General features: G+C 67.3%; 1 protein-coding gene and 1 pseudogene. Both read right to left on the bottom strand.

Annotated elements, in window-relative coordinates; all coding sequences use genetic code 11:
* Window positions 1-36: 36 nt before the first annotated feature.
* Window positions 37-1,134 (bottom strand): sensor histidine kinase, encoded by a 1,098-nt coding sequence (locus VGT80_RS09105; RefSeq protein ID WP_327454994.1) that lies wholly within the window; start codon window positions 1,132-1,134, stop codon window positions 37-39.
* A 356-nt stretch (window positions 1,135-1,490) separates the two neighbouring features.
* Window positions 1,491-1,914, bottom strand: a pseudogene (locus tag VGT80_RS09100) (anti-sigma factor); the annotation flags it as partial.

Raw genomic sequence — 1,914 nt, 5'->3', positions numbered from 1 at the left:
TCCGGAGCGCCCGGGATCCTGGGAACTAGGGCCGCCTCAGACCGCGGCCACGGCGGGCTCCGCCGCGCTCCCCGCCACGACGCGGTGAGACACGGCCACCCGCAGCCCGGGCCGGGCGTCGTGGGTCTCCACCGTCGCCTCGAGCTGCCTGGCGAGCGCCTGGACAATACTGGTGCCGAGCCCGGCATGCGCCGGAGCCGACTGGGGCCCCATGCCGACGCCGGTGTCGGCGACCTCGAGCGTCCAGGCCTCGCTCTGGGTACGGTAGGTCACGGTGATCTTGCCCGCCTGCCCGCTCGGGAATCCGTGCCTCAGCGAATTGATCACCAGCTCCGTCGTGATCAGCCCCAGGCTGACCGAGCGGTTCGCCGCGACCAAGGCGTCGTCGGCCTCGACGGTCAGGACGATGCGGCCAACCTCGGGGATCATGGAGTCGCCGATGCTGGCGCAGAGCTTGGTCAGATAGACGCCGATCGGCATGTCGTCCGAGGCGGTTGGCGAGAGCTGGCGCTCCAGGGTGGCGACCGACATCACCCGGTGGTGGGCGTCGCGCAGGTGGCCGCGGGCCTCCTCCGACTGGGCGCGACGCGCGCCCTGCAGCAGCACGCTGGCGACGATTTGCAGGCTGTTGGCCACGCGATGGCGGACCTCCTTCAGAAGGAGCTCGTTGTCACTGCGCAATTTGTCCCTGGCCTTCTCGCTCGCCCGCGCGTCGGTCACGTCGGCGACGGCGACGAGAATGCGCCTTTGATCGAGATCGAGATAGGACAGCAACTGGGCGTTGACGGCGAGACGGCGGTTTTCGACCCCGGGCCGTTTGAGATCGAATTCATAGGCCTCGATCGGCGGATCGCCCTCCGCCGTGGCGGTGAGCAGGGTGCGCAACTGGGGCACATTCCATTCGCCCTGACCCAGGGCGAAGACCGATCCCTCGAGATGACAGGCGCGGTCGAGATCGAATGCGCTGCAGAATGATCTGCTCGCCGCGAGGATGTTGAGGCTCCGATCGAGCAGCAGCAGAGGTCCATGCGACGCGGTCACCACGGCCAAGGTGAGGCTCAGCGCGGCGTCTTCTTTTTTGGATGAAATGGGGGCAGCCACTGGCTCGCCGATCTGAAATCCCGAAGTTTCCAAGGCGAAAACATTTCCGGGTCGAAAGTTTTAACGCGCCAACCTAACATAAGTAAGGAGCGAATACCGATTTACTTGGCGACGCCTTGGCTTCTCTGGAGCACGAAGACAGAAAAATCTCTGCACAAAGCCGAGGTTTGCAGTCCGATTTGCTTCGGTAGAGCAGCGCTTAGGGGGCCGGACATCGTTCCGATCGACCCGAGCCGCTCTCCGAATATAATTTTCGGCATTTCTGTGTGAATACACGCGGAGATAGCAATGTCCGCGCGGCTGGACATCTCGCTACGAGTGGGCGACCGCCGCCACCCAGACCTCAACATCCACGCCATGACCCAGGCGCGGCGACTTCTCTTGGGGTCTTAACGCCACCCCTTGTCCCGCGCCACGCGCTCGGCCGTGGCGTCGAGGGGCTGGCCGGCCAGGGCGTCGACCGCCGCCAGCACCTCGGGCGGGGTGTCGGCGCCGGCGGTGCGGTAGGCGCCTTGGGCTGCGGGCGTCCAGGCGGTGACCGTGCGGGCCACCCAGCGGCCGTCCTGACGGCAGGCCAGGCCCGCGAGGCGGTCTGTGGCGCTCTGGAAGGTGCGGCAGTAGCGGCCGTCGGCGGTCTTGAGCGTGAGGCCAACCTTCACCACGCCCGGTTGGGCGGCGAGTTGCGTGGAGAGCGCGCTGGCGAGCTGGCCTCGGGCGACCAGATCGCCGTTGGCGCTGACCAGGGGCCCCTGCTCGGGCAGGACCATGCGGCCGGCGACGAGGCCGACCACCAGCGAGGCGGCGATGGCGGCC

Origin of the sequence: Phenylobacterium sp. (assembly GCF_035944335.1) — a bacterium.
GTDB lineage: Bacteria > Pseudomonadota > Alphaproteobacteria > Caulobacterales > Caulobacteraceae > Phenylobacterium.
Note: the sequence above shows the minus strand (reverse complement) of the source record. Positions and strands in the feature narration are given on the sequence as shown.